Source organism: Cupriavidus sp. 30B13 (assembly GCF_049059565.2).
Classification (GTDB): Bacteria; Pseudomonadota; Gammaproteobacteria; order Burkholderiales; family Burkholderiaceae; genus Cupriavidus.
In genome coordinates, this window is record NZ_CP188223.1 from 613017 (window position 1) to 633110 (window position 20094).

At 68.8% G+C, this 20094-nt stretch carries 20 protein-coding genes; 14 read left to right on the plus strand and 6 right to left on the minus strand.

Annotated features, from left to right (window positions below; translation table 11 throughout):
* Window positions 1-31: 31 nt before the first annotated feature.
* Window positions 32-1648 (plus strand): tyrosine 2,3-aminomutase, encoded by a 1617-nt coding sequence (gene cmdF, locus ACKI2N_RS02925; RefSeq protein WP_420994524.1) that lies wholly within the window; start codon window positions 32-34, stop codon window positions 1646-1648.
* 28 nt (window positions 1649-1676) lie between these two features.
* Here the strand turns inward: cmdF and ACKI2N_RS02930 are convergent, their stop codons facing one another.
* The 3 genes from ACKI2N_RS02930 to ACKI2N_RS02940 form a co-directional block, all read right to left on the minus strand.
* The gene (locus ACKI2N_RS02930; protein ID WP_420994525.1) at window positions 1677-3725 is read right to left on the minus strand and encodes an ATP-dependent helicase; all 2049 of its coding nucleotides are present in this window, start codon (window positions 3723-3725) and stop codon (window positions 1677-1679) included.
* A 279-nt stretch (window positions 3726-4004) separates the two neighbouring features.
* Window positions 4005-4562 carry a TlpA disulfide reductase family protein gene (locus ACKI2N_RS02935; RefSeq protein WP_420994526.1) on the minus strand — a complete coding sequence of 186 codons (558 nt, stop codon included), beginning with the start codon at window positions 4560-4562 and terminating at the stop codon, window positions 4005-4007.
* Window positions 4563-4735: 173 nt separating this feature from the next.
* On the minus strand, window positions 4736-5257 hold the full coding sequence (locus ACKI2N_RS02940; protein ID WP_420994527.1) for a thioredoxin: 522 nt from the start codon (window positions 5255-5257) through the stop codon (window positions 4736-4738).
* A gap of 177 nt (window positions 5258-5434) precedes the next feature.
* On the opposite strand from ACKI2N_RS02940, the gene ACKI2N_RS02945 reads away from it, so the two are divergent.
* The 3 genes from ACKI2N_RS02945 to ACKI2N_RS02955 all read left to right on the plus strand — a co-directional run bounded on the left by ACKI2N_RS02945 (window position 5435) and on the right by ACKI2N_RS02955 (window position 6985).
* On the plus strand, window positions 5435-6028 hold the full coding sequence (locus tag ACKI2N_RS02945; protein ID WP_420994528.1) for a hypothetical protein: 594 nt from the start codon (window positions 5435-5437) through the stop codon (window positions 6026-6028).
* 53 nt (window positions 6029-6081) lie between these two features.
* Complete coding sequence (locus ACKI2N_RS02950) at window positions 6082-6729, plus strand: LysE family transporter (RefSeq protein ID WP_420994529.1); 648 nt, start codon at window positions 6082-6084, stop codon at window positions 6727-6729.
* Window positions 6730-6817: 88 nt separating this feature from the next.
* On the plus strand, window positions 6818-6985 hold the full coding sequence (locus tag ACKI2N_RS02955) for a hypothetical protein (RefSeq protein ID WP_420994530.1): 168 nt from the start codon (window positions 6818-6820) through the stop codon (window positions 6983-6985).
* A gap of 260 nt (window positions 6986-7245) precedes the next feature.
* On the opposite strand, the gene ACKI2N_RS02960 is transcribed toward ACKI2N_RS02955, so the two are convergent.
* Both ACKI2N_RS02960 and ACKI2N_RS02965 read right to left on the minus strand, forming a co-directional pair.
* Window positions 7246-8790: a YifB family Mg chelatase-like AAA ATPase gene (locus ACKI2N_RS02960; RefSeq protein ID WP_420994531.1), complete on the minus strand. Its 1545-nt coding sequence runs from the start codon at window positions 8788-8790 to the stop codon at window positions 7246-7248.
* A gap of 141 nt (window positions 8791-8931) precedes the next feature.
* The gene (locus tag ACKI2N_RS02965) at window positions 8932-9195 is read right to left on the minus strand and encodes an accessory factor UbiK family protein (RefSeq protein WP_020206861.1); all 264 of its coding nucleotides are present in this window, start codon (window positions 9193-9195) and stop codon (window positions 8932-8934) included.
* Between the two features lie 374 nt (window positions 9196-9569).
* On the opposite strand from ACKI2N_RS02965, the gene ACKI2N_RS02970 reads away from it, so the two are divergent.
* The 10 genes from ACKI2N_RS02970 (at window position 9570) to bfr (ending at window position 19057) form a co-directional block, all read left to right on the plus strand.
* Window positions 9570-10379, plus strand: a complete 810-nt coding sequence (locus ACKI2N_RS02970) for a TorF family putative porin (RefSeq protein WP_420994532.1) — start codon at window positions 9570-9572, stop codon at window positions 10377-10379.
* Between the two features lie 64 nt (window positions 10380-10443).
* On the plus strand, window positions 10444-10782 hold the full coding sequence (locus ACKI2N_RS02975) for a P-II family nitrogen regulator (protein ID WP_006159494.1): 339 nt from the start codon (window positions 10444-10446) through the stop codon (window positions 10780-10782).
* 30 nt (window positions 10783-10812) lie between these two features.
* Window positions 10813-12351, plus strand: a complete 1539-nt coding sequence (gene amt / locus ACKI2N_RS02980; protein WP_420994533.1) for an ammonium transporter — start codon at window positions 10813-10815, stop codon at window positions 12349-12351.
* Window positions 12352-12897: 546 nt separating this feature from the next.
* Window positions 12898-14193 (plus strand): glutamate--cysteine ligase, encoded by a 1296-nt coding sequence (gene gshA, locus ACKI2N_RS02985; RefSeq protein WP_420994534.1) that lies wholly within the window; start codon window positions 12898-12900, stop codon window positions 14191-14193.
* 78 nt (window positions 14194-14271) lie between these two features.
* Window positions 14272-15225: a glutathione synthase gene (gene gshB / locus ACKI2N_RS02990; RefSeq protein ID WP_420994535.1), complete on the plus strand. Its 954-nt coding sequence runs from the start codon at window positions 14272-14274 to the stop codon at window positions 15223-15225.
* An 82-nt stretch (window positions 15226-15307) separates the two neighbouring features.
* A complete protein-coding gene (locus ACKI2N_RS02995) occupies window positions 15308-15763 on the plus strand; it encodes a PTS sugar transporter subunit IIA (protein ID WP_420994536.1) in 456 nt (151 codons plus the stop codon).
* On the plus strand, window positions 15732-16001 hold the full coding sequence (locus ACKI2N_RS03000) for an HPr family phosphocarrier protein (protein ID WP_020202613.1): 270 nt from the start codon (window positions 15732-15734) through the stop codon (window positions 15999-16001). The genes ACKI2N_RS02995 and ACKI2N_RS03000 overlap by 32 nt, the downstream gene beginning before the upstream one ends.
* A gap of 136 nt (window positions 16002-16137) precedes the next feature.
* The gene (gene ptsP, locus ACKI2N_RS03005; RefSeq protein ID WP_420994537.1) at window positions 16138-17922 is read left to right on the plus strand and encodes a phosphoenolpyruvate--protein phosphotransferase; all 1785 of its coding nucleotides are present in this window, start codon (window positions 16138-16140) and stop codon (window positions 17920-17922) included.
* A gap of 246 nt (window positions 17923-18168) precedes the next feature.
* A complete protein-coding gene (locus ACKI2N_RS03010; protein WP_420994538.1) occupies window positions 18169-18465 on the plus strand; it encodes a (2Fe-2S)-binding protein in 297 nt (98 codons plus the stop codon).
* Between the two features lie 112 nt (window positions 18466-18577).
* Window positions 18578-19057: a bacterioferritin gene (bfr, locus tag ACKI2N_RS03015; protein ID WP_420994539.1), complete on the plus strand. Its 480-nt coding sequence runs from the start codon at window positions 18578-18580 to the stop codon at window positions 19055-19057.
* Between the two features lie 247 nt (window positions 19058-19304).
* On the opposite strand, the gene ACKI2N_RS03020 is transcribed toward bfr, so the two are convergent.
* The gene (locus ACKI2N_RS03020; protein ID WP_420994540.1) at window positions 19305-20072 is read right to left on the minus strand and encodes a HesA/MoeB/ThiF family protein; all 768 of its coding nucleotides are present in this window, start codon (window positions 20070-20072) and stop codon (window positions 19305-19307) included.
* Between the last annotated feature and the right edge of the window lie 22 nt (window positions 20073-20094).

Genomic DNA, 20094 nt, shown 5'->3' on the forward strand with positions numbered 1-20094 from the left:
ATGCCTGCGAACAGCTCATCCGGAACAAGCCATGAACGAGGTATCCCTGGAGGCCGGCGCGCCCGTGCCGGTCGACGGACATCAACTGACCGCCGCAGCGGTGGCGCACGTGGCGCGCGGCGATGGCGCCGCGCGGCTGGACGACGCGGCGCGCGCGCACGTGGCCGATGCGCGCGCGCGCTTCGAGCAGCTGGCCTCGGCCAATATCCCGATCTACGGCGTGTCCACCGGCTTCGGCGAGCTGGTCCACAACTGGGTGGACATCGAGCATGGCCGCGCGCTGCAGGAAAACCTGCTGCGCAGCCACTGCGCCGGCGTGGGCCCGCTGTTCGCGCGCGAGGAAGTGCGCGCCATGATGGTGGCGCGCGCCAACGCGCTGGCGCGCGGTTATTCGGCGGTGCGCCCGCTGGTGATCGAGCAGCTGCTGCGCTACGTGGAAGCCGGCATCACGCCGGCGGTGCCGCAGGTCGGCTCGCTCGGCGCCAGCGGCGACCTCGCGCCGCTGGCGCACATCGCCATCACGCTGATCGGCGAAGGCAAGGTGCTGCTGGCCGACGGCGGCACCGCGCCCACCGCGCAGGTGCTGCGCGAGCATGGCATCGAGCCCATCAAGCTGGCCTACAAGGAAGGGCTGGCGCTGATCAACGGCACCTCGGCCATGACCGGCATGTCGTGCCTGCTGCTGGAAACCATGCGCGCGCAGGTGACGCAGGCGGAGATCATCGCCGCGCTGGCGCTCGAAGGGCTGAACGCCTCGGCCGACGCCTTCATGACGCATGGCCACGACATCGCCAAGCCGCATCCCGGGCAGGTGCGGTCCGCGGCCAATATGCGCGCGCTGCTGGCGGGCGCCACGCGCCTGTCGGGCCACGGCGAGCTGGCCGGCGAGATGAAGACGCGCGCCGGCGGCGAGAAGAACACCGGCACCGGCGTATTCATCCAGAAGGCCTATACGCTGCGCTGCATCCCGCAGGTGCTGGGCGCGGTGCGCGACACGCTGGGCCATTGCGCCGCGGTGGTGGAGCGCGAGCTGAACTCGTCCAACGACAACCCGCTGTTCTTCGACGACGGCGAGCTGTTCCACGGCGGCAATTTCCACGGCCAGCAGGTGGCGTTCGCGATGGACTTCCTCGCCATCGCGGCCACGCAGCTCGGCGTGGTGTCCGAGCGCCGCCTGAACCGCCTGCTCAGCCCGCACCTGAACAACGGGCTGCCGGCGTTCCTGGCGGCGGCCAACGAGGGCCTGAGCTGCGGCTTTGCCGGCGCGCAGTACCCGGCCACGGCGCTGATCGCCGAGAACCGCACCATCTGCAGCCCGGCCAGCATCCAGAGCGTGCCGTCCAACGGCGACAACCAGGACGTGGTGAGCATGGGCCTGATCGGCGCGCGCAACGCGCGCCGCATCATCGACAACAACCAGTACATCCTGGCCGTGGAACTGCTGGCCGCGTGCCAGGCGGCCGAACTGGCGGGCGCGGTGGCGCACCTGTCGCCGGCCGGGCGCGCGGTGTTCGGCTTCGTGCGCGAGCGCGTGCCGTTCCTGGACATGGACCGCTACATGACCGACGACATCGAAGCCATCGCCGCGCAGTTGCGCGCGGGCGCGCTGGTGGCGGTGGTGCGCGCGGCGGGCGCCGCGGTGCACTGACGCGCCGCCATGCGTCGATGCGCGGCCGCTAGCGCCACATGTCGCGCATCTTGCCGCCGAGGTCCAGCTTCGGCAGCGAGGCCTTGGCCGGGGCCTGCGGCACGGGCGGCGGCTCCGGCCACGCCCGGCTGTGGAACAGCGGCATCACGCGGTTGGGCAGGAAGCGCGTGCGCGAGGCATAGATATGGCGGTCGCCGAAGCCGCTTTGCTGCTGCACGTAGAAGCGCTGCGGCACCACGATGTCCAGGTGGTCGCGCGCGCGCGTCATGGCCACGTAGAGCAGGCGGCGTTCTTCCTCGATTTCCTCGGTGGTGCCGGTGGCCAGGTCCGACGGCATGCAGCCATCCACGGCATTGAGCACGTAGACCGCCTTCCATTCCTGGCCCTTGGCCGAGTGGATGGTGGAGAGGATCAGGTAGTCCTCGTCGCGCAGCGGCGCGCCGGATTCGTCGCTGGAGGCGTCGGGCGGGTCCAGCGTGAGCTCGGTCAGGAAACGCTCGCGCGAGGCATAGGTGGCGGCGACGCGCTCGAGCTGCTGCAGGTCGGCGGCGCGCGCGTGGGCGTCGTCGTGCATGCGCTCCAGGTGCGGCTGGTACCACGCCACCACCTGCTCGAAGACCGATGGCCACGGCGCGGCCGGCGCCATCAGGACGCGCGCCAGCGCGACGAATTCCGGCCAGGCCTCGGCCGCGGCCGGCGGCGCCTCGAACGACTCGAGCGCGAACAGCGGCTCGGTGGCGACCTCGATGGCGTCGAGCACGCGCGCGGCGGTCTTGGGCCCCACGCCGGGCATCAGTTGCAGGCTGCGGAAGGCCGCCATGCGGTCGCGCGGGTTTTCCATCCAGCGCACCACCGCCAGCACGTCCTTGACGTGGGTCGATTCCAGGAATTTCAGGCCGCCGAACTTCACGAACGGGATGTTGCGGCGGACCAGCTCGATCTCCAGCTGGGCGCTGTAGTCGGCGGCGCGGAACAGCACCGCCTGCGAGATCAGCGCCAGCCCGGCCTCGCGCCGCGCCAGGATCTGCTCGGCCACGTAGCGGGCCTGGTCGGCTTCGTCGTTGACCACCACGATGTGCGGCTTTTCGGCCGAGGCGCGCTCGGACCACAGGTCCTTGGTGAAGCGCTCGGCCGCCAGGCCGATCACGGCGTTGGCGGCCGACAGGATGGGCTGCGTGGAGCGGTAGTTCTGCGACAGCGTGACCGTGTCCGCCGCCGGCGAGAACTGCGTGGGGAAATCGAGGATGTTGCGCACCGTGGCGCCACGGAAGGCATAGATGGACTGGGCGTCGTCGCCCACCACCGTGAGGCCGCGCCCGTGCGGCTTGAGCGCCAGCAGGATGGCGGCCTGCAGCGCGTTGGTGTCCTGGTATTCGTCGACCAGCACGTGGTCGAAGCGCGCGCCCATGTCCTGCGCCAGCGCCGGTTCGCCGAGCGCCTGGGCCCAGTAGAGCAGCAGGTCGTCGTAGTCGAGCACCTGCTGCTTCTGCTTGGCCTCCACGTAGCCGGCGAACAGGCCGCGCAGCGCGTCGGCCCACTGGGCGTAGCGCGGGAACCAGTGCTTGAGCACGTCTTCGAGCGGGGCCTGGGTGTTGACCACGCGCGAGTAGATCGACAGGCAGGTTTCCTTGCGCGGGAAGCGCGAGGCCTGCGCCGACAGGCCGAGGTCGTGCCGCACCATGTTCATCAGGTCGGCGGCGTCGCCGCGGTCGCTGATGGTGAAGGCGGGCGACAGGCCCAGCGTCTCGGCGTACTCGCGCAGCAGGCGCGCGCCGATGGCGTGGAAGGTGCCCGACCATTGCAGCGCGGCGCGCCCGGCGCCGCTGGCCTGGTTGCCGAGCGCCTGGTCGACGATGCGCTCGACGCGGCGCCCCATCTCGGCGGCGGCGCGCCGCGAGAACGTCAGCAGCAGGATGCGGCGTGGATCGGCGCCGCCCAGCACCAGGTGCGCCACGCGGTGCGCCAGCGTATTGGTCTTGCCCGAGCCGGCGCCGGCGATGATCAGCAGCGGCGCGGCCGCCTCGTGCGTCACGGCGGCGCGCTGCTCGGGGTTCAGCCTGGCCAGATGCGGCGGCACGTCCGCGGCGGGCTGTGGCGGCGGGGCGGGCGGGGCTGGACGGGCATCGCCGGGCGTGGCGACAGGGGCGGAATCGAGTAACACGGCAGGGCCTCAGGGATGCGGGCGCGCGCATGTGCGCTGCCGGGCATGGGCGGGACGAAGGCGAAAAACGGCTGCCGGTAACTGTATATCCATACAGGCCGCGCGCGCAAGCCGCAGCGTTGCGCGCGCGGCCTTGCCATCAGGACAGTGCCTGCAAAGGCTGGCGCAGGGAAAGGATCGGGGGACCGGGCGCGGTCAGGCGGCCTTGGCCAGGGCGCCGTCGAGCAGTTTGTGCAGTGCGTCCCACTCGGGTTCGCCCACGTAGCGCTTGAGGATGTGGCCGTCCTTGTCGATCACGAAGGTGGTCGGGGTCAGCTGCACTTCGCCGAAGGCCTTGGCGGCGGCGCCGTCGGAATCCATCGCCACCTTGAACGGCAGCTGGCGCGTTTGCGCATAATTCATCACGTACATGGGCGGGTCGTAGCTCATCGCCACGGCCACGAACTCCAGGCCCTTGCCCTTGAACTTGTCGTAGGTGCGGACCATTTCCGGCATCTCCTTGACGCAGGTGACGCAACTGGTGGCCCAGAAGTTGACCAGGTAGACCTTGCCCTTGAGGTCGGCGGTGCTGACCTTTTCGCCCGACAGCAGGGTGAAGGTGGCGGGCGGCGCGGAGTTGGCCGGCGCGATGGCGCGGTAGCCGAAGAAGCCGAGCACGGCGACCAGCACCACGGCGCCGGCGACGGGCCAGAGCTTGCGTCGGGCGGAGGCGGTGGCCGGGATGGACTTGGCGGGGGAGGCCGAGGTCGTCATGATGCTTGCCGGCGGATCATGCCGGCGGGTCAGGGACAAGCTCCTATTCTACTGCCGCGGCCGCTGCGCTGCCGGAGGCAATGCCCGGGGCGGCCAGGCTGCGGCGATTGGCCGCAGTGCCGCGCGACGGCGGCGTGGAATCGGCGTGGAATCAGCGTTGAATCAGCGTTGAATCAGCGGGGCGCGGCCAGCGCCGCGCGGGCCTGGTCCAGCGCCTGCTCCAGGTAGGCGCCGTAGAAATCCGGCTGCAGGCCGCGCAGCGGCGAGGCCAGCGAGCGGCCGCGCGCGTCGAGGAACAGCACCGTGGGCGCCACCGACACGTTGTGGCTGCGCGCCCATTCGCGCGCGGTGGTCATGGTGCCGTCGGCATTGCGCAGCGGCGTGCCGGCGGTCATGTCCAGCTCGCGCGCCTCGATTTCGCCGGCGGCGGCCTGCGGGCCGAGATAATTGCGGCGCACGGTTTCGCAGTAGACGCAGCCGGGCAGGCTGACCAGCACCACGAGCGGCTCGCCCCTGCCGGCGGCGGCCGCGCCTTGCGCGGCGAGGTCGGTGGCGGGAGGCAGATGGGCGGGCGCGGCCTGCGCGCCCGCGCCGCCGGCGAGCAGGGCGGCGCCCAGCAGCAGGGCGGCCACGGCATGCCGGACGCGCGTCCCGGGGGGCGGCGGCGATGGCGAAAGGCGGGGGAAACGTGGCATGGCCGGGCAGGGAATGCGCGCGCTTGCGCGGGTTCCCCGATAATAGCGGCTTCCGCTCGCATCCGCGGGGCCATGCCGGCCTGCCGCGGGTGCGGGACCGCACCATCATGCCGCGGCAGTCCGCGGGACCGCTGCGCTATCCTCTTCCTCCTATCCTCTTCGCCTACCGCCGCCGCGATGCTCCACGCCTGGTTTGCCCGCCTGCCGTCCACGCTGTCCGTTCTTGGCGCAGCCGCCGCCGTCTGCGCATTGGCCGCGTGCTCGCCGCGCTATGACTGGCGCACCATCCAGTCCAGCGAGGGTGCCTACGCCGCGCTCTACCCGGGCAAGCCGACCGGCGCCGCGCGCGAGGTGGCGATCGCCGGGCGCAAGCTGCCGATGACGATGGAGGCCGCGCGCGTCGACGAGACCCTGTTCGCGGTGGGCGTGGTGACCTTGCCCGCCGACGACGCCGCCTTGCGCCAGGCCGCGCTGGAATCGATGCAGGCCGGGCTGCTCGGCAATCTCGGCCCGCATCCCGCCGGGGCGGTCAAGACCCGCCAGGTGACGGTGATGTCGGCCGCCACGCCGGCGGTGGCGCTGCCGGGCGTGGAGGTGCAGGTGGCGGCGGTGTCGCCGCAGGACCAGGCGCCGCGCCGGCTGACCGCGCGGCTGGTGGCCTCGGGCGTGCGCGTCTACCAGGCGGTGGTGCTGGAGTCCGGCGACGCGGCGCGCGACCAGCGCCAGGCGGAGCAGATCGACCAGTTCCTGACGGGCTTCCACCCGTTCTGAGCGCGGTTCGAGCCTGCGGGACCGGTGCAACGGTTTTTTCAAGGAGTGATGTCATGCGTTGGGAAGTTTGGCTGGCCTATTTCGCGGCCTGCTGGGTGATTGCCGTGTCGCCGGGGTCGGGCGCGGTGCTGTCGATGAGCCACGGCCTGTCCTACGGGCTGCGCAAGACCACCACCACCATCTTCGGCCTGCAGGCCGGGCTGGTGATCATCCTGCTGGTGGCGGGCGGCGGCCTGGGCGCGCTGCTGCTGGCTTCCGAGCACGCCTTCGCCGTGGTCAAGACGGTGGGCGCGCTGTACCTGATCTACCTGGGCGTGCAGCAATGGCGCGCGCGCGTGGAAGACAGCCCGGCCGAGGCCGATACGGCGGCCGCCCCGCGCGTGGCCGCGCTCAGCCCGCGCCGGCGCTTCGCCACCGGCCTGCTGACCAACGTGACCAATCCCAAGGGCATCATCTTCATGGTCGCGGTGCTGCCGCAGTTCATCGATCCCGCCCGTCCGCTGGCGCCCCAGCTCGCCGTGCTGGCCGCGACCATGTGCGGCGTGGACCTGGTGGTGATGCACGGCTACGCGCTGCTGGCGTCGCGCATGCGTGGCCTGTTCCGCAACGCGCGCGCCATGCGCTGGCAGAACCGCGTGTTCGGCAGCGTGCTGGTGGCGGTGGGCACGGCGCTGTTCTTCGTGCGGCGCCATCCGGGCTGAGCGGCGGCCTGCCGGCGCCGCATCGCCGCTGGCTCCCGGGGCGCCGGTTTGCTTAAATAGGTGCATTGCCCCGTCGCGGAGTCCAGCCATGCGCAGTCCCACCCTCTTGCAGGCCCTGCCGTCCGGGCGTCCGCGCCATACCGTGCCGCCGGTGGAGGAGCCCGGGCCGCCGGGCGTGCCCCCCGACCTGCCGCTGCCGCCCGAGGACGATCCGCCGCCGGCCGAGCCGCCCGTCGCGGTGCCGCCGCGCGGATAAAGACACATCGCGCGCCGGCCCGGGACATACCGTGCTTCCGCTTCCCGAGCGAAGTTCGGGTGACAAAGTCCGCGCCGTGCCAGCAGACAGGGTGGTCGATCCGATTTCCCGATGCCGTGTGCAGCCTAGAAGGTGTTTTCTGGCTTTCGTATAAATGAAAATCAAGCGGCGATTTCACAAATAGCCTGCTCTCTCCTACGCTTGCGCCAACCGCGTGGGTACATCTCTCTCGTGCTAGTTCCCGGTCTTTCACAATCCGCTCACGGCGTGCGCAACGCTCGCCGGTACTGGATCGCCTCGCCCACATGGCCGGGCTGCAGTAGCTCGGCCCCTTCCAGGTCCGCCACCGTGCGGGCGATCTTCAATACGCGGAAATAAGCGCGCGCCGACCAGGCCAGCTTGGCCATGGCGCCGCGCAGCATCGCCTGCGCCTCGGGCGCGAGCGGGCAGTGCTCGTCGATCTCGCGGCCGGCCAGCGCGGCGTTGGGTTTGCCCTGGCGCGCCTGCTGCCGGGCGCGCGCGGTCAGTACGCGCTCGCGCACGTCGGCGCTGGCCTCGCCGGGCGGGCCGTCGAGCATTTCCTGCTGGTCCTGGGCGGGCACCTCGATCTGCAGGTCGATGCGGTCGAGCAGCGGGCCGGACAGCCGGGACTGGTAGCGCAGCACCTGGTCGGGCGTGCAGCGGCAGGGCCGGGACGGATGGCCGAGGTAGCCGCAGGGGCAGGGGTTCATGGCGGCGACGAACTGGAAGCGGGCCGGGAAGTCCGACTGTCGCGCGGCGCGCGAGATGGTGACTCGGCCGGACTCCAGCGGTTCGCGCAGGACTTCTAGCACCTTGCGGTCGAACTCCGGCAGTTCGTCCAGGAACAGCACGCCGTGATGGGCCAGCGAGATCTCGCCCGGCCGGGGATTGCCGCCGCCGCCGACCAGTGCCGCCGCCGAGGCGGTGTGGTGCGGGGCCCGGTAGGGCCGCTCGCGCCAGCGGGCGGGGTGGAAGCCGGCCGCGGTGAGGCTTTGCACGGCGGCGGATTCCAGCGCTTCTTCCAGCGTCATGGGCGGCAGCAGGCCGGGAAAGCGCTGGGCCAGCATGGACTTGCCGGTGCCGGGCGGGCCGACCAGCAGCGCCGAGTGCTGCCCGGCGGCGGCGATCTCCATGGCGCGGCGGGCCTGTGCCTGCCCGCGCACGTCGCGCATGTCGGGACCGGCCGGCGCGGCGTCGTCCCCGGCGATCAGCGGCTCGGCGCGCGGCAGCCGGCCGTCGGGCAGCGGCCCAAGGTGAGCACAGACTTCCAGCAGGGAGCGCGCCGCATAGACGGTGACGCCGTCGATCAGGGCCGCCTCGGGGCCATTGCCGGCCGCCACCACGAAGGCGCGCGGCGGCCCGGCGCCGGCGGCCTGGCGTGCCGCGTTGTCCCGCCCCAGGCCCATGGCCATGGCCAGCGCGCCGCGCACCGGGCGCAATTCCCCCGACAGGGACAGCTCGCCGGCGAACTCGCTGGCATCCAGGCCGTCGAGCGGGATCTGTCCGCTGGCGGCAAGGATGCCCAGGGCGATGGGCAGGTCGAAGCGCCCGGATTCCTTGGGCAGGTCGGCTGGCGCCAGGTTGACCGTGATGCGCCGGTTCGGGAATTCGAAGCGGCTGTTGATGATGGCGGCGCGGACCCGCTCGCGGCTTTCGCGCACTTCGGTGTCGGCCAGGCCGACGATGCTGCAGGCGGGCAGGCCGTTGGCGAGGTGGACCTCGACCGACACCGGCGGGGCCTCCAGCCCAGTCAGCGCCCGGCTGCGCAGCAGGGCGAGGCTCATCGCGGCTCCCTGGCCACCGGCGCAAGCATCAAGGAAGTGTTAACGAAAATGGCCGCCGGAGTGCGGCGGCCATCGTGGCGGGCGGAGCTTCGGCCCGGGACCATCGGCGTCCCCGGGCGAAAGGGCGGCGCGGCAAGCGCGTCAGCCCGCGGCCGGGGTGTCCGTGCCACCGGCGGCGCGGCGTTCCAGCTCGAGCACGCGCGCTTCCAGTTCTTCCAGGCGCGCCCGGGTGCGGGCCAGCACCTGCGACTGCACGTCGAATTCCTCGCGCGTGACCAGGTCCAGCTTGGAAAAGCCCTGCGCCATCATGCTGCGCACGTTTTTCTCGATGTCCTTGGCGGGCGAGTTGCGCAGCGCTTCGCTGACCTTGGCCTGGAAATCGTTGAACAGGTCGGTCGGTTTCATGGTGATTCTCCTTTTGCACCGCGTTGGTGCGGATGAGGGGTGGGCGGGGCCGCTCTGCTGCATCGCGGTGCAGCTCCGCGGGACGCGGGCAAACGCGGTGCGCACTCGGCACTTGCCGCCGGCATGGGCCGATTATCGCGCTTCGCGCGCCGCCGGGAAAGCGCTGGCGCTGTCTGGTAACACCTTTTGACGTATCGGCGCGCGCGCGGCCGGCCGCCAGGGGGGGATAAAGGAGGGATTTCTCCTGCACAAAAAGCGGGGGCGCGGGGGGCCGAGAGGCTGGCACGGCAGTTGCAGTATTGAAACCAGGAGCCTCGTTTCACTACTTATTCCAAACACACGAGTACCGAGCCAAAAAAAAGGAGAAGAAATCCATGAAGAAGTTGGCCCTTGCAGTCAGTGCCAGTGCAATCGTGCTTTGCGGCCTCGCGCCTGCGGCTTTTGCCCAGAGCTCCACTCAGGAAGGAGGAGCATCCACCGACGCCGCCGCCGCGGCCGACGCCTCCCCGCATACGTTCTCGGCCAACGTGACGCTGGCCAGCGAATATCGCTATCGCGGCCTGATGCAGACCAACCGCCGCCCGGCCATCCAGGGCGGTTTCGATTACTCGCATTCGAGTGGCTTCTATATCGGCAACTGGAACTCGAACATCAGCTGGCTCGACAACAGCAACCCTGAAGTGTCGGCGCCGATCGAGATGGATTTCTACGCCGGCTTCAAGAATACCGTCACCATCGCCGGACTGGACTGGAACTATGACGCCGGCGTGCTGCAGTACTACTACCCGGGCGACTACCCCGACGGCTTTACGCGCCCGAACACCACGGAGCTCTATGTCGGCGCCGGCTACGGCCCGGTGTTCCTGAAGTATTCGCAGTCGATGACCAACCTGTTCGGTTTCGCGGACAGCCGCTACAGCTACTACGTGGACCTGAGCGCCAACGTGCCGCTGAATTTCTGGGACCTGACGGTGAACGCGCACGTTGGCTACCAGAACGTGAAGCACATCGACAGCGCCTCGTACACGGACTGGAAGCTGGGCCTGACCAAGGACCTGGGCAAGGGCTTCGCGGTGGCGATCGCGTATATCGACACCAATGCGCACCGCTCGGTCTACACCAATACCTCCGGCCGCTATGTCGGCCGCGCCACGGCGTGGGCATCGATCACCAAGACTTTCTAAACAAGCGTGAGGTAGAGCGGGCGGCCGGCGCATACCGGGCCGCCGCGCTCAGAGGAGAAATCGGATGAAACTCATCATCGCTGTCATCAAGCCGTTCAAGCTCGACGAGGTGCGCGAAGCGCTCTCCGACGTCGGCGTGTCCGGCATCACCGTGACCGAGGTCAAGGGCTTCGGTCGCCAGAAGGGCCATACCGAGCTGTACCGGGGCGCGGAGTACATCGTCGACTTCCTGCCCAAGGTGAAGATCGAAGTGGCCGTCCCGGACGACGTGGTGGACCGGGCCATCGAGGCGATCGAAAAATCGGCGCGCACTGGCAAGATCGGCGACGGCAAGATCTTCGTTGCCCCGATCGAGCAGGTCATCCGCATCCGCACCGGCGAGACCGGCGGCGATGCGCTGTGACGCATAGCCCAACGACAAGAGGTTAATCACATGAAATCCTGGTTCAAGCGCATCCTGACAACCGGCGCCGTGGCGCTGGCCCTGGGCACGGCCGGCATCGGCCTGGCCACGCACGCCGTGGCGCAGGACAAGCCTGCCGCCGAGGCTTCGGCTCCGGCCGCCGCCGCGGCTCCGGCACCTGCTGCTGCCGCGCCCGCCGCCGCCGCAGCCGCGCCGGCCGCAGCACCGGCGGCCGCTCCCGAGGCTGCCCCGGCACCCGTGCCCAACAAGGGCGATACCGCCTGGCTGCTGGTCGCGACCGCCTTCGTCATCCTGATGACGCTGCCTGGCCTGGCCCTGTTCTACGGTGGCCTGGTCCGTTCGAAGAACATGCTGTCGGTGCTGATGCAGTGCCTGGTGATCTTCTCGCTGGTGTCGCTGCTGTGGGCCATCTACGGCTACAGCTTCGCCTTCACCGAGGGCAACGCCTTCTTCGGCGGCACCGACCGGCTCTTCATGAAGGGCCTGGTCGCCGACGCCGTGACCGCGACCTTCAGCAAGGGCGTGGTGGTGCCGGAACTGGCCTTCTTCGCCTTCCAGTGCGCCTTCGCGGCGATCACCTGCGGCCTGATCATCGGCGCCTTCGCCGAGCGCGCCAAGTTCTCGGCGGTGCTGGTGTTCGTGGTGCTGTGGTTCACCTTCGCCTACATCCCGATGGCCCACATGGTCTGGTTCTGGCCGGGTCCGGACGCCTACACCGACGCGGCAGCAGGCGCGGCGGCCACGGCCAAGGGCGGCTGGCTGTTCCAGAAGGGCGCGCTCGACTACGCCGGCGGCACGGTGGTGCACATCAACGCGGCCGTGGCCGGCCTGGTGGGTGCCTTCATGTTCGGCAAGCGCATCGGCTTCGGCCGCGAGGCACTGCGTCCGCACAGCCTGACCTTCACCATGGTGGGCGCTTCGCTGCTGTGGTTCGGCTGGTTCGGCTTCAACGCCGGCTCGGGCCTGGAAGCCAACGGCGGCGCCGCGCTGGCCTTCGTCAACACGCTGCTGGCGACCTGCGCCGCCGTGCTGGCCTGGACCTTCGGCGAATGGGTCAGCAAGGGCAAGCCGTCGATGCTGGGCGGTGCCTCGGGCGCCGTGGCCGGCCTGGTGGCGATCACCCCGGCGGCCGGCTTCGTCGGCCCGATGGGCTCGATCGTGATCGGTATCGCCGCCGGCCTGCTGTGCCTGTGGGGCGTGACCGGCCTGAAGAAGCTGCTGGGCATGGACGACTCGCTGGACGTGTTCGGCGTGCACGGCGTGGGCGGCATCCTGGGCGCGCTGCTGACCGGCGTGTTCGCGGCGCCGAGCCTGGGCGGCACGGGCGTCTATGACTATGTGGCCAACAAGGTGGCCGACGACTACTCGATCGCGGGCCAGGTGTGGATCCAGTTCGAGGGCGTGCTGACCACCATCGTTTGGTCCGGCGTGGTGGCCTTCGTGGCCTACAAGCTGGTGGACATGCTGATCGGCCTGCGGGTGCCGGAAGAAGAAGAGCGCGAGGGTCTGGACATTACCTCGCACGGCGAGACCGCGTATGAGGCCTGATCGTAAAGGTGTTGTGCTGGAGAGCTGATTGGGAATCTTCTCTCAGGAGTTTCGCCCGGCCTCGTGCCGGGCTTTTTTCATTCCGATGCCGGCATCGTGGCGGCTTTTGCGGCGAAACTGCCGTCATCGTGCTGTGTGGGCGTCCTGCCGGGCCGTGCGCGCATGGCGCGCACGGATTTTTCGCCGGGTGCTTAAATCCGATCTTAAAAAGCTTCAATTGTTTTAGGGGGGCCGCGCACATACAGTGCGAGTGAGGCAGTTTCCTCCACCTGCAGAACGCTCCCCGTATCTGTCAGGCCATTTGAAAGCGCGACGCATGTCGCGCTTTTTTTTGCCCCGGTCACCCCCCGCCCCCCGGATGGCCGGCCGCCGGGGGGCGCCGGGCGGCCGGCAAGTGGCGCCCGGCCCCTTTTAATCGGGCCCGCCACCCCCATATCCTTCTTCCTCTTGCCGGTGCTCGCATATGCTTATTCAGGCGGCGCCAGCAGCCAATTGGCCGTTCCTCTACAATCTGGGCGAACGATAAAGACGATCAATAGGATGTATATGGTCCCGCATCTCATCACCGCGCTGAACGGTCCGCTGCTCGAGCTGGAAAAAAAGATCCTGGACGCTACGCCGTCCATCGAGCGCTGGTTCAGGCTGGAATGGCAGGAACATACGCCTCCGTTCTACTGTTCGGTGGACCTGCGCAACGCCGGTTTCAAGCTGGCGCCGGTCGACACCAACCTGTTCCCGGGCGGCTTCAACAACCTGGCGCCGGAAATGCTGCCGCTGGCGGTGCAGGCCGCCATGGCCGCGATCGAGAAGATCTGCCCGGACGCCAAGAACCTGCTGCTGATCCCCGAGCGCCACACGCGCAACATGTTCTACCTGCAGAACGTGGCGCGCCTGTCGCTGATCATGCGCCAGGCCGGGCTCAACGTCCGCCTGGGCTCGCTGTCCGAGGACATCACCGAACCCACCCCGATCGAGCTGCCCGACGGCCAGACGCTGGTGGTCGAGCCGCTGGCGCGCCTGGGCGTGCGCGGGCGCCGCCTCGGCCTGAAGGACTTCGACCCCTGTTCGATCCTGCTCAACAACGATCTCTCGGCCGGCATCCCGCCGATCCTGGAGAACATCAACGAGCAATACCTGCTGCCGCCGCTGCACGCGGGCTGGTCGACGCGGCGCAAGACCAGCCATTTCGCCGCCTACGACGAAGTGGCCAAGAAGTTCGCCAAGCTGATCGACATCGACCCGTGGATGGTCAACCCGTACTTCGCCAAGTGCTCGGGCATCGATTTCCACGAGCGCGTGGGCGAGGAAGCGCTGGCCGATTCGGTCGAGGCCGTGCTCAAGAAGATCGCCAAGAAGTACCGCGAGTACGGCATCAAGGAAACGCCCTACGTGGTGGTCAAGGCCGACGCGGGCACCTACGGCATGGGCATCATGACCGTGCGCGATCCGTCCGAGGTCAAGGGGCTGAACCGCAAGGAACGCAACAAGATGAGCGTCGTCAAGGAAGGCCTCGAGGTCAACGACGTCATCATCCAGGAAGGCGTGCACACCTTCGAGAAGATCAACGAGGCGGTGGCCGAGCCGGTGGTGTACATGATCGACCGCTATGTGGTCGGCGGCTTCTACCGCGTCCATACCGGCCGCGGCAACGACGAGAACCTGAATGCGCCGGGCATGCATTTCGTGCCGCTGGCGTTCGCGCCCAACGGCATCCCGGACAGCCACGCCAAGCCGGGCGCCGCGGTGCCGAACCGTTTCTACATGTATGGCGTGGTGGCGCGCCTGGCCCTGCTGGCGGCCTCGCTGGAACTTGAGAAGACCGACCCCAATCCGATTCTGTAGGGCGCCGCCGCCGCTGGCGGCAGTGCCTCGACGTGCCGCGCGGCCTGCGCGGCAATCCTGCGACCCGGGACAGCCATCATGCGCATTCTGTTTATTACCGACCCGCTCGACACCTTCAAGACCTACAAGGACTCCACCTACGCCATGATGGTGGAGGCGGCCGAGCGCGGCCACGAGCTGTTCGTCTGCCTGCAGTCGCAACTGTCGCTGTCGGCGCACCAGGTCGAGGCCGTGGTGCGTCCGCTGCAGCTTACCGGCGACGGCCATGACTGGTACCGCGCGGGCGAGCCCTCGCTGCAGCCGCTGACCGGCTTCGACGCGGTGCTGATGCGCAAGGACCCGCCGTTCGACATGGAATACGTGACCAGCACCTGGCTGCTGGAACTGGCCGAGTCGCATGGCGCCAATGTGTTCAACAAGCCACAGGCGGTGCGCGACTTCTCCGAGAAGCTGGCGATCGCCAGGTATCCCCGGTTCACCACGCCGACCCTGGTCACGCGCGACGCCGACCGCATCCGCGCGTTTCACGCCGAGCACCGCGACATCATCCTCAAGCCGCTCGACGGCATGGGCGGCATGGGCATCTTCCGCATCGGCGCGGATGGCCTGAACCTCGGCTCCATCATCGAGACGCTGGGCGAGAACGGCGCGCGCACGCTGATGGCGCAGCGCTACATCCCCGAGATCAAGGACGGCGACAAGCGCATCCTGCTGATCGGCGGCAAGCCGGTGCCATACTCGCTGGCACGCATTCCCAAGGACGGCGAAGTGCGCGGCAACCTGGCCGCGGGCGGCACCGGGCGCGCGCAGGAGCTGTCGCGGCGCGACCGCGAGATCGCCGAGACGCTGGCGCCCGAGCTGTGGGCGCGCGGCCTGCTGCTGGTGGGGCTGGATGCGATCGGCGACTACCTCACGGAAGTCAATGTGACGAGTCCGACCTGTTTCCAGGAAATCACGCAGCAGACCGGCTTCCGCGTGGCCGCCATGTTCATCGACGCGCTGGAGCAGGCGGTACAGGCCCGCGCCGCCTGATCCGCCCGCCGGCGCGGCGGCCTGGCCGATTCGCCGGCTGGAGTGCCTGCTACAATCGCGTCAATCCAACGGATTCACCACCATGGCAGGCATCCTGATCATCGCGCACGCCCCGCTGGCTTCGGCATTGCGCGAGTGCGCCGCCCACGTCTACTGCGGCCAGCCCCAACGGCTCGAAGCGATCGACGTCACGCCCGACGCCGATCCGGCGGCCGTGCTGGCCGAAGCCCGGCGCCGCCTGGCGGAGATCTGCGAAGACAACGGCGCGCTGGTGCTGACCGACATCTTTGGCGCCACGCCGGCCAATATCGCCGCGCGCCTGGCCGAGCCGGGCCGCGTCAGGGTGCTGGCCGGCGTCAACCTTCCCATGCTGGTGCGCGCCATTTGCTACCGTACCGAGAAGCTCGACCAGCTCGCCCTCAAGGCGCTGGCCGGCGGCTCGCAAGGGGTATTGCAGGTAGGCTCCACCACTGTCCAGAACCAGATCGCAAATCATCCCGACAAATATGCTGCAGAGGGACACCAACATCATCAATAAGCTCGGGCTGCATGCCCGCGCTTCCGCCAAGCTGACGCAGCTGGCGGGCAGTTTCGTGAGTCAGGTCAAGATGTCGCGCAATGGCCGGCAGGTTGACGCCAAGAGCATCATGGGCGTGATGATGCTGGCCGCCGGCATCGGCTCGACCGTGACCATCGAGACCGACGGGCCCGACGAGCAGGAGGCGATGGACGCGCTGCTGGCGCTGATCGCCAACCGCTTCGGCGAGGGAGAATAAAGGCCGGCCCGGGATGAGGGCGGCGGCACCGTCCGCCATGGCGTGCCCGGCCGGGGCCGCCTCGCCCCATCCTGCCACGGTCTTCGAGGTTGCTGGCCCTGGCCAGACTTTTTAAACGTTCCTGACGGAGCGGTACATGCCATTTGCCCTGCACGGCATCCCGGTCTCGCGCGGCGTCGCCATCGGCCGCGCGCATCTGCTGGCGCCTGCCGCGCTCGATGTCTCCCATTACCTGGTCGACGAAGACCGGCTCGAGGACGAGGTCGAGCGCCTGCGTTCCGCGCGCGCGGTGGTGCGCGCCGAGCTCGCCGCGCTCAAGCGCGACCTGCCGCGCGAGGCGCCGGAGGAGATGGGCGCCTTCCTCGACGTGCACGCGATGATCCTCGACGACGAGGCGCTCGCGCGCGAGCCCGAGGCACTGATCCGCAACCGCCGCTACAACGCCGAATGGGCGCTGACCACGCGGCTCGAAGAGCTGATGCGGCAGTTCGACGAAATCGAGGACGAATACCTGCGCGAGCGCAAGGCGGACATCCGCCAGGTGGTCGAGCGCATTCTCAAGGTGCTGGCCGGCGCGGCCGTGCTGGCGCCGGCCCCGGCGCCGCCTTCCTCGCTGGCGCCGGATGGGGAGCCGGCGCCGGGCGTGATCGTGGTCGCGCACGACATCGCGCCGGCCGACATGCTGCAGTTCCGCCACACCGTGTTCCACGGCTTCGTGACCGACCTCGGCGGGCGCACTTCGCACACCGCCATCGTGGCGCGCAGCCTGGACATTCCCGCCGCGGTGGGCGTGCAGAGCGCCAGCGAGCTGATCCGCCAGGACGACTGGGTCATCATCGACGGCGACGCCGGTCTGGTGATCGTCGATCCGTCGGCGATCATCCTCGAGGAATACCGCCACCGCCAGAGCGAGCGCGCGCTGGAGAAGAAGCGCCTGCAGCGCCTGCGCCATACGCCGGCGGTGACGCTGGACGGGCTGGAGATCGACCTGCTGGCCAACATCGAGATGGCCGAGGACGCCAGCGCGGCGCTGGCCGCGGGCGCGGTCGGCGTGGGCCTGTTCCGCTCCGAGTTCCTGTTCATGAACCGGCGCGGCGAGCTGCCCGACGAGGAGGAACAGTTCCAGGCCTACCGCGGCGCCGTGGATGCCATGCACGGCCTGCCGGTCACGATCCGCACCATCGACATCGGCGCCGACAAGCCGCTCGACGGGCGCGACGGCCGGGATAGCCGCGGCGACCGCGGCGACGATTTCGAAACCGCGCTCAATCCGGCGCTGGGCCTGCGCGCGATCCGCTGGTCGTTGTCCGAGCCGGCGATGTTCCTGACCCAGTTGCGCGCGCTGCTGCGCGCCTCGGCTTTCGGGCCGGTGCGGCTGCTGATCCCGATGCTGGCGCACGCGCGCGAGATCGACCAGACCCTGGAGCTGATCGCCCAGGCCAAGCGCCAGCTCGAGGCGCGCGGCCAGGCCTTCGACCCGGACATCAAGGTCGGCGCCATGATCGAGATCCCGGCCGCGGTACTGATGCTGCCGCTGTTCCTGCGGCGCATGGATTTCCTCTCCATCGGCACCAACGACCTGATCCAGTACACGCTGGCCATCGACCGCGCCGACAACGCGGTGGCGCACCTGTACGACCCGCTGCATCCGGCGGTGCTGCAGCTGATCGCGCGCACCATCCGCGAGGCCAACCACGCCGGCGTGCCGGTGGCGGTGTGCGGCGAAATGGCCGGCGACCCGGCCATGACGCGCCTGCTGCTGGGCATGGGGCTGCGCGAGTTCTCCATGCATCCGTCGCAACTGCTGCGGGTCAAGCAGGAAGTCCTGCACGCCGACTGCCAGCGGCTCGAACGCATGGTGGAACAGGTGCTGTCGGCCTACGAGCCGGACGAACTGGCCAGCGCGCTCAAGCAGCTCTGAGGCAGCGCTGAAACCCTGGTTCCGGTGGGGTTTTTCACCTCGATGCGACACCCATCAGGGTGTTGCATCCGTCTCTTCAAGACAGCACTGTGACGATCCCGGCATGCTCGCGGCGGTGCGGAGTGGCGCCTCCCGGGCATGTATCCGTTGTGGCTTAATGGGAATTGTTATCATTTTCGATCTCTGATATTCTGGCGTACATCGCGGGTGACATGCCGGTGTCACCGCTGCCCCAAGGAGGGATTTGTGTACGTTTGCATCTGCAACCAGGTTACCGACCGAGAAATCCATGGCGCCGTGCATCTTGGCGTGGAAACGCTCGACGAACTGGCGGAAACGCTGGGCGTGGGCACCTGTTGTGGCCGGTGCCGCGATTGCGCGCAGCAAGTGCTGTGCGAAGGCGTGGCCGCAGTGCGCAGCGTCACGGTCGCCACCATCCAGGTGGTGGACATTTCATCCTGTTCGTCGTCAGGTCCGCGTGCCATAATGGACACTCGGGACCCGGCAGTCGCGAACGACCAGCAAACCGAGCTGGTTGCCTGAACTCGCCCGCAACTTTCAGGTTGCGGCGCGTTTTCCCATTTCCAGACTGCACGCGGCGCGCCTTGCGCCGCTTCGCGTTTTTGCGGGGGCCCGATGCAACAGGAGCCTCCAAATGAAAGGTGACAAGAAGGTCATCCAACACCTGAACGCGCAGCTGAAGAACGAGCTGACCGCGATCAACCAGTATTTCCTGCATGCCCGCATGTACCGCCACTGGGGCCTGAAGAAGCTCGGCGACGTGGAGTACAAGGAATCGATCGGCGAGATGAAGCACGCCGACCGCCTGATCGAGCGAATCCTCATGCTCGACGGACTGCCCAACCTGCAGGACCTGAACAAGCTGCTGCTGGGTGAGGACACCCCGGAAATGCTCAAGTGCGACCTCAAGCTCGAGCAGGGCGCGCACGCCACGGTCAAGGAAGGCATCGCTTATTGCGAATCGGTGGGCGACTACGTCAGCCGCGAGATCCTGGTCGATATCCTGACCGACACCGAAGAGCACATCGAATACCTGGAAACGCAGCTCGACCTGATCGACAAGGTCGGCCTGCCGAACTATCTGCAATCGCAGATGGAGCCGGGCGAGTTGTAAGCCTGGCAGTCGGCCGCAAGTTCGCGAGAACGCAGTGGCCGCACCCGCGCGGCGCCGTCCGGTGCTGCCGCCACCGCCTGGACTCTGGCGGTAATTCCTCTCATTCGGATTCGGATTCCCATTCGAGCGCACCCGAACTCGTGCGGGCTCTTTCGGGATTGGCCAGTCGCGTGCGCGCAGGACCGGGCCGAAGCCCGCGGACTCCGGAGATCGTATTGTCTCCGGCCTCCAGGCGAGGCGCGAGGCGCTACGCGCCGTGCGGCCCGCCGTGCCCGCCGCAGACTTCGCAGTCGGCCGAGCGCCCAAGCCGCATCGTGGTCCACTCCATGCCGAGCGCATCGACCATCAGCAGGCGCCCGGCCAGGCTGGTGCCGATACCCGTGAGCAGCTTGAGCGCCTCGGCGGCCTGCACGGTGCCGACCATCCCCACCAGCGGCGCGAACACGCCCATGGTGGCGCAGGCGGCCTCCTGCGCGGGCTGCGATGGCGGGAACAGGCAAGCGTAGCAGGGCGCGCCGGGCTGGCGACGGTCGAACACGCTGATCTGCCCGTCGAAGCGCAGCGCGGCGCCGGATACCAGCGGCACATGGTGCCGCACGCAGGCGCGGTTGACGGCCTGGCGCGTGGCGAAGTTGTCGCTGCAATCGAGCACCACGTCGGCCGCGGCGACCAGTTGCGCGAGTTCGGTCTCGCCCACGCGCGCGGCAATCAACCGCACGTCGATGTCCGGGTTGATGCGCAGCATGCCTTCGCGCGCCGATTCCACCTTGGGCCGGCCCACGTTGGCGGTGCTGTGGATTACCTGGCGCTGCAGGTTGGTGAGGTCGACCACGTCGTCGTCCACCACCGTGATGGTGCCGACTCCGGCGGAGGCGAGATAAGGCAGCGCGGCCGCGCCCAGTCCGCCGGCGCCGATCACCAGCGCATGGCCGGCCAGCAGCCGGCCTTGTCCTTCGATGCCGAGTTCGTCGAGCAGGATATGCCGCGAGTAGCGCAGCAGTTGGTTGTCGTTCATGCCGTGCAATGCAAGAGCGGCC